The 6,231-nt window shown below is 69.8% G+C and carries 6 protein-coding genes; 1 reads left to right on the plus strand and 5 read right to left on the minus strand.

The window, feature by feature from the left end:
• Positions 1-159: 159 nt before the first annotated feature.
• Entirely contained in the window at positions 160-1,014 is an 855-nt protein-coding gene (ddaH, locus tag ABTZ89_RS34120; RefSeq protein WP_351052619.1) for a dimethylargininase, read from the minus strand.
• Between the two features lie 74 nt (positions 1,015-1,088).
• Between ddaH and ABTZ89_RS34125 the strand changes: the two genes are divergently transcribed.
• On the plus strand, positions 1,089-1,532 hold the full coding sequence (locus ABTZ89_RS34125; RefSeq protein WP_270947531.1) for an Lrp/AsnC family transcriptional regulator: 444 nt from the start codon (positions 1,089-1,091) through the stop codon (positions 1,530-1,532).
• A gap of 122 nt (positions 1,533-1,654) precedes the next feature.
• Here the strand turns inward: ABTZ89_RS34125 and ABTZ89_RS34130 are convergent, their stop codons facing one another.
• From ABTZ89_RS34130 to ABTZ89_RS34145, 4 genes are all read right to left on the minus strand, one after another.
• Positions 1,655-2,632 (minus strand): sunset domain-containing protein, encoded by a 978-nt coding sequence (locus ABTZ89_RS34130; RefSeq protein ID WP_351052622.1) that lies wholly within the window; start codon positions 2,630-2,632, stop codon positions 1,655-1,657.
• Between the two features lie 118 nt (positions 2,633-2,750).
• Complete coding sequence (locus tag ABTZ89_RS34135) at positions 2,751-3,779, minus strand: polyprenyl synthetase family protein (protein WP_270947529.1); 1,029 nt, start codon at positions 3,777-3,779, stop codon at positions 2,751-2,753.
• A gap of 48 nt (positions 3,780-3,827) precedes the next feature.
• On the minus strand, positions 3,828-5,381 hold the full coding sequence (nuoN, locus tag ABTZ89_RS34140) for an NADH-quinone oxidoreductase subunit NuoN (protein ID WP_270947528.1): 1,554 nt from the start codon (positions 5,379-5,381) through the stop codon (positions 3,828-3,830).
• An 11-nt stretch (positions 5,382-5,392) separates the two neighbouring features.
• Positions 5,393-6,231 (minus strand): complex I subunit 4 family protein (locus ABTZ89_RS34145; RefSeq protein WP_351052626.1); only part of this gene is annotated, 839 nt, incomplete at its 5' end.

Below are 6,231 nucleotides of genomic sequence, written 5' to 3' on the forward strand. Positions count from 1 at the left end.
CATCGTCCAAGCCGCCCTCGTCCTCACCCACCACGAACACGGCCGAATCCACTGAGATCACCTCAATGGAAATCGGACGTCGAAATTCCATTGAACTTGCGGGAGACAGCACGAAGGGCACCGCTCGGCGGTGCCCTTCGCCTTCCCCGGCCCCCTCGGTCAGGTGTGCAGTTCGAGCGTGCAGCACTTGGGGCCGCCGCCCGATTTCCGGAGCTCCGAGATGTCCACCAGGATCGGCTCGTAGCCGCGGGCGGCCAGCTGCGCGGCCAGCTCCGTCGCCTCGGTCGGGAGCACCACGTGCTTGCCGTCGGAGACGCCGTTGAGGCCCAGGCAGGCCGCATCGGCGGCGTTCGCGATCACCGCGTCCGGGAACATCCGCTCCAGCACCCGTCGCGAGCCGTCGGAGAACGCCTCCGGGTAGTAGGCGATCCGCGCGTCCTCGCCTCGCTGCAGCACGAACAGCGCGGTGTCGAGGTGGTAGTAGCGCGGGTCGACCAGGCGCAGCGACACCACTGGAACGCCCAGCACCTCCTGCGCTTCGGCGTGCGCCTCCGGGTCGGTGCGGAAACCGCTGCCGGCCAGCAGCACCCGTCCGGTCCAGGCGAAGTCGCCCTCGGCCTCGTTGATCCGGGACGGCATCACCAGGTCGCGGTAGCCGCGGCTGGTGAACCAGCGGCGGAAGTGCTCGGCCTCGGCGGCCCGCTGCGGGGCGCGGAACCGGGCGCCGAGCACCCGGCCGTCGATCACGGTGCCGGAGTTGGCGGCGAAGACCATGTCCGGCAGGCCCGGCTGGGGCTCGATGACGTCGACGGTGTGGCCGAGGCGCTCGTAGGTGCGCTTGAGCTCGTCCCACTGGATCATCGCGCGGTCGGCGTCCACCGGGGTTCCCGGATCCATCCACGGGTTGATCGAGTACTCGACGGTGAAGTACTTGGGCGGGCACATCAGGTAGTGCCGCCGCGTGGCCTGCGGCGACTGGATCGTTTGGGCAGCCTGCTCGGCGATGACCGTCATGAATCGAAATGTAAGCGGTGTCCGAAGCGGCCATCAACAACGCTACGTTCGATATTTGCGGCAGAATGTTGCGTATGGACGCCTTGGATCAACGGATCATTTCGCACCTGGTGGCGGACGCGAGGGCGAGCTACGCCGAGATCGGCGCGGAGGTCGGCCTGTCCGCGCCCGCGGTGAAGCGGCGGGTGGACAAACTGCTGGACCTGGGTGTGCTGCAAGGATTCACCGCGGTCGTCGACCCGGAGGCGCTGGGCTGGGGCACCGAGGCGTTCGTCGAGGTGCACTGCAACGGCAACGTCCCGGCGCACCGGATCCGCACCGGCCTGGAACCGCTCCCGGAAGTCGTGGCGGCCTACACCGTGTCGGGGCAGGCGGACGCGATCGTGCACCTGCGCGCGGCGAACATCCACCACCTGGAAGAAGCGATGGAACGCCTGCGCTCGGTCGAGTTCGTCAGCCGAACCGTCTCGACCGTGGTGCTCTCCCGGCTGCTGGAGCGCCAGCCCCAGCCCGACTGAAAGGAACTTGTCTCCGGTGGTCGTTTTGCGTGGCAGTGCAAGTAGCGGAACCTCAGCGGCGCAAGCGCCGAAGGTGGGCTATGCGCCTGACGGCGCATCAAGGACGAAGACCGAAATGAGCGTCAGTCGCGGGCGCGCTGGCCGTTCCAGGGTTCGAAGCCGGCGATCTCGGCGTCCGCCGCGGAGCGGAACCAGACGTCGGCGACGATGTCGTCGTACTGCGGCGAGTCCGGCGAGTGGTACTGGCGGGACGCCGAGTGGCCCTTGATCATCGGGCCGGTCGTCCAGCCGCTGTCGCGCCCGGGGTGCGGGCCTGCGCCCGGCGTGCGCTGCGGCAGCGGCGGTACCGCCTCAGCAGCGCCGTCGGCATCGCCCTCGTCGGTGGCCTTGGGCATGACCTGGGTCGCCTCGGCGCCGACCGGCGGCACGTACGGCGTTTCCCGCTCGCCCTTCGACTCCACCGACTCGAACAGCGACCGCAGCTGCCCGGAGAGCTGCTCCCCGCCGTCGTCGTCCAGCTTCCCGGTCATCCGCGTTGGTTCCGGCTCCCGCTCGACCGGCGTCACCGCCGTGTCGGGCTCCGGCGAGCTCTCAACGGCGTCCGAGTCGGACGGAACCTGCGTGACCGCGGTGTCCTCCACCGGCGCGGCGGACTCGTCGGCCTCCGGCGCGACCCAGGTGTCCGCCTCCGGCGCCTGCTCCGCGGCCGGGGAGACGCGCGGCTGCACGGCGGTCACCGCGACATCCGATGCGCCGTCCGGGCTCTCCTCGTCCCACTTGCGGAACCAGGTGTTCTCCGTGTCCTCGTCCTCCACCTGGCGCAGGCGCGGGTCGGCCCACGCGCGCGGCGGGCGGTCCCAGTCGCCGATCGGCGGCTCGTCCGAGGGCTGCGACCGGTGCAGCAGGTCCAGCGGCTCCTGCTCGGTGCCCGGCTCGTCGTAGCCGCCGTCCTCGTCGTAGTCGTAGCCCTCGTACGCCTCGGAGTACTCGGCCAGGCGCCGCTGCAGCGGGCGGACGAACAGGAGCCAGGTGATCAGGGCGCCGAGCGCGAACGCTGCGAGGCTCCACAGCCACACCTGGGTGAACAGCCAGGTGATCACGAGAGATGTCCCTCCTCACGGGCTCCGGCGGCGCCGTTCCCGGCATACCTACCACGGAGCACCACCGCGGCGAGGCGGTGTGATCGGCTCGTGATCGCGCGCACCGGACCTCCGCGGCTCAGCGGGTCCGCGCCACCACGTAGTCGACCAGCGTCGACAGCGCTTCGCGGGCCGGGGTGTCCGGCAGCGAGGCGAGTTCCTTGCGGGCGTCGCCGGCGTATTCGTCCAAAGTGGCCCGAGTGCGCTCCAGACCGTTCGACGCGCGCAGCAGGTCCAGCGCCTCGTACACCTCGGCGTCCTCGGACAGCGGGCGCGACAGCAGATCGCGCAGCCGCGGGTCGGTGTCCGGGTCGGCCAGCGCGTACAGCATCGGCAGCGTGCTCACGCCTTCGCGGAGGTCCGTGCCCGGCGTCTTGCCGGACTCGTCGGCCGGCGAGGCGATGTCGATGATGTCGTCGGAGATCTGGAACCCGATGCCGATCAGCCGGCCGATCCGGTCCAGCGACTCGATGGTCGCCTCGTCCGCACCGGAGAACCACGCGCCGAACCGGCCCGCGGTGGCGATCAGCGAACCGGTCTTCTCGTAGATGACCTGCAGGTAGACCTCGACCGCGTCCTCGTCCGGGCCGACCCCGACGGTCTCCCGCATCTGACCGGTCACCAGCAGCTCGAAGGTGCGCGCCATGTCGCGGACCGCTTCCGCACCGAGGTCGGCGATCAGCGCCGACGCCTGCGCGAACAGGAAGTCCCCGGCCAGGATGGCGATCGAGTTGTCCCAGCGGGCGTTGGCGCTGGTCGCGCCGCGCCGCATGGTCGCCTCGTCCATCACGTCGTCGTGGTAGAGCGTGGCCAGGTGGATCATCTCCACCACCGCGGCGGACTTGATCACCTCGTCCGCGTGCGGGTCGCCGAACTGCGCCGCCAGCAGGGTGAACAGCGGCCGGAACCGCTTGCCACCCGCCTCCATCAGGTGCAGCGAAGTCCGGGTGGCGAAGTCGAAGTCGCTCCGCACCGACTCGCGCAGCAACTGCTCCACGCGTTCGATGCCCTGCTGCACCGAGTCCGACAACGCCGAGTCGGCGATGTCGATCCCGATCCCCCTGCCCTTGATCAGCTCGCTGATCGGGTCACTCGCTGGCCTGCTCACGTCACCGTCGCCTTCGCTCCCCCAACGATCGCCCTACCGGCGTGCACTCTACGACACGAAGCCACCGACGTTCGCCCAGTCCAGCGCCAAGGTCGGCAGCACGCCCAGCAACAGCGTGACGACCACACCGAGCGTGATCGCAGCTGTCGTGAACGCACCCGGAACGCTGACGGTGGGGCCGTCCGCAGCGGGTTCGCTGAAGTACATCAGCACGATGACACGAAGGTAGAAGAACGCGGCAACCGCACTGGCCACCAGGGCCACCACGACCAGCGGGGCCATCCCGTCGGCCAGCGCCGCCTCGAAAACGACGAACTTCCCGACGAAACCGCTCGTCAGCGGGATCCCGGCGAGGGCGAACAGCAGGAAGGTGAACACCCCGGCGACCAGCGGGGAGCGCTTGGCCAGACCGGCCCAGTCGGACAGGTGAGTTGCCTCACCATCCGACCGGCGGACGAGGCTGATCACGCCGAACACGGCGATCGTGGTGAACCCGTAGGCCAGCAGGTAGAACAGCGTGCCGGACAGGCCGCGCTCGGTCAGCGCCACCGAACCGATCAGCATGAACCCGGCGTGCGCCACCGAGGAGTAGGCGATCATCCGCTTGATGTCGCGCTGGGTGAGGCCGAGCACCACGCCGATGACCATCGAGGCGATCGCGATGGCCCACAGCACGCCCTTCCACTCCCAGCTCGACGCCTGGAACGCGACCTGCAGCACGCGCAGGATGCCGCCGAAGGCCGCGACCTTGGTGCAGGCGGCCATGAATCCGGTCACCGCGGTCGGCGCGCCCTGGTAGACGTCCGGGGTCCAGGTGTGGAACGGACCGACCGAGGCCTTGAACAGCAGACCCACCAGCAGCAGGCCGAGACCGGCGAACAGCAGGGTGTCCGAGCGGTCCGAGCCGGCCGTGGCGTCGGCGATGGCCTGGAGCTTCACCGAACCCGCGTAGCCGTACAGCAGCGCCAGGCCGTAGAGGAAGAACGCCGAGGCGAAGGCGCCGAGCAGGAAGTACTTGACCGCCGCTTCCTGCGAGAGCAGGCGACGGCGCTTGGCCAGACCGCACATCAGGTACAGCGGGAGGCTCAGGACCTCCAGCGCGATGAACATGGTCAGCAGGTCGTTCGCCGCGGTGAACACCATCATCCCGCTGAGGGAGAACAGCGCGAGCGGGAAGACCTCGGTGCGCATGCCGGAAACCGCCGCAGCGGCGCGGCTCATGGTGCCCGGTCCTTCGGCGGGCCGGGACTCGGCGACGAACGCGCCGCCGGGCTCCACCGAGCGGTCCGCGATCAGCAGGATCGCGGCCAGGCCGAGCGCGAGCAGGGTGCCCCACAGGAACAGGGTCGGCGGGTCGATCGCCAGGGTGTCCGACAGCGTGGTCACCCCGGTGCCGCTGGAGCGGGCGTAGACCGCCAGCGCCACTCCCGCGACCACGATCGACACCAGGCTCAGCCCGACCTGCACCGGCCAGCGCTGGTGCCGCGGCAGGAACGCCTCGACCAGGATCGCCAGGCAGGCCGCGCCCAGCAGGATCAGGATCGGGGCGATCGCGGCGTAGTCGATCGGCGGGATCTCCACTTTCGGCGCCTGCGCGCTCAAGACACCCACTGTCAGTTACCTCCCTGCGAGGTCACGGGGTCGGTGACGCCGACCTCGCTCATGGTTGCCGCGACCGACGGGTTGATCACGTCCAGCACCGGCTTCGGGTAGAAGCCCAACGCGAGCACCAGCACGATCAGCGGGGTCAGCACGGCGATCTCGCGGGCGCCGAGGTCGGCGACCCGCTGCCGGTGCGCGCCGGGCTTGGCCGGGTCCACCACGGCACCCGGACCGCCCGCGGTGCCCAGCAGCGCGTCGCCGCGCACCGGGCCCTGCATGGTGCGCTGGTAGAGCCACAGCACGTAGACCGCGGCCAGCACCATGCCGATGGTGGCCAGCACGGTGTAGACCGGCCGGGTCTCGAAAGAGCCGATCAGCACGAGGAATTCGCTAATGAACGAGTTCGTGCCGGGCAGCGACAGGGTGCTCAGACCGGCGATCAGCAGCGTGCCGGCCAGCACCGGGGTCACCTTCGCCATGCCGCCGTAGTCGGCGATGCGGGAAGAACCACCGCGGGCGATCACCATGCCGATCACCAGGATCAGCATGCCGGTCGCGATGCTGTGGTTGATCATGTACGACACCGCGCCGGCCTGCGCCTGCGAGGTGAACGCGAAGATGCCCAGCGCGATGAACCCGAAGTGCGCGATCGAGACGTAGGCGATGAACCGCTTGAGGTCGGTCTGCCCGAACGCCTGGAACGAGCCGTAGAGCACGCCGGCCACCGCGAGCACCAGCACCAGCGGGGCGAGCTGCTGGGAGGCGCCCGGCGTCAGCGGCAGGCTGTAGCGCAGGAAGCCGAACGTGCCGACCTTGTCCAGCACGCCGACCACGATCACCGCGACCCCCG

It is taken from the genome of Saccharopolyspora sp. NPDC002686 (assembly GCF_040295745.1).
GTDB classification, from domain to species: domain Bacteria; phylum Actinomycetota; class Actinomycetes; order Mycobacteriales; family Pseudonocardiaceae; genus Saccharopolyspora; species Saccharopolyspora oryzae.